The 737-nt window shown below is 73.1% G+C and carries 1 protein-coding gene; it reads left to right on the top strand.

Going from position 1 to position 737, the window contains the following annotated elements:
- Positions 1 to 70 precede the first annotated feature (70 nt).
- On the top strand, positions 71 to 685 hold the full coding sequence (locus ACK8N7_RS07440; protein ID WP_403215621.1) for a type VII secretion system-associated protein: 615 nt from the start codon (positions 71 to 73) through the stop codon (positions 683 to 685).
- The last annotated feature ends 52 nt before the right edge of the window (positions 686 to 737 follow it).

Below are 737 nucleotides of genomic sequence, written 5' to 3'. Positions count from 1 at the left end.
TGCCCGGCCCCCACCACCCCCACCCCCGATCCCCGCCCCAGCCACGCACCCCCCAGTGAACGAGGACACGATGAGTGAGCCCGGCGCCCAGCCCGCCACCTCCCCCCTGGACCCCGCACCCCCGGAGGAGTTCGTCGAGGCCGCCCGGCTCGCGCCCGACCACTGGCTCTATCTGACCGACCCCGCCTGGCAAGGAGAGGGCCCGCCGCCGGAATGGGCCGTCATCGGCCAGTGGCGCTCGGACTCCGCGGGCGAGATCGTGGAGTGGGAGGACAACCCGGACTACCGGCCGTCGCCCGAGGCGATGGGGTGGCCCGAGCCCGCCGACGAGGTGGACCGCGCCGTCCAGCTCGCCACCACCGGATACGGCCCCGCCGAGGACGTCACCGCCGCACTGGCCAGGGCCGAGGTCGCGGTGCCGGTCACAGCGGACGGTGAGCCGGTGAGCGCGTCGGCACCCGACGGTACGGCGGTGGTCCCCGTCTACACCTCCCCGCGCTACCTCCGCGGCCTCGGGCAACTGGCGTCCGTGACGCTGCCGCTCAAGGAGCTGCTCGCCCGTATTCCCGCCGGCCACAGCCTCTGCCTCAACAGCTCGGCCCCCGTCAGCATGGTGCTGACGACGGAAGGCCTCGCGGAGGTGCTGGCGGAGGCGGCGGAGGAGACCTCGCTTCCGACCCCATAGAGAAGAAATGCCCCTTCTGGGCGCTTCTGTCTCTCCCTCGGGATCCCGCATT

The organism is Streptomyces griseobrunneus, assembly GCF_046713465.1.
Classification (GTDB): domain Bacteria; phylum Actinomycetota; class Actinomycetes; order Streptomycetales; family Streptomycetaceae; genus Streptomyces; species Streptomyces microflavus.
This window is presented reverse-complemented; position numbering and strand designations above follow the sequence as displayed.

Coding starts and splice junctions, on each gene's coding strand:
- ACK8N7_RS07440 (WP_403215621.1), top strand. CDS start 71: ATGAGTGAGCCCGGCGCCCAGCCCGCCACCTCCCCCCTGGACCCCGCA.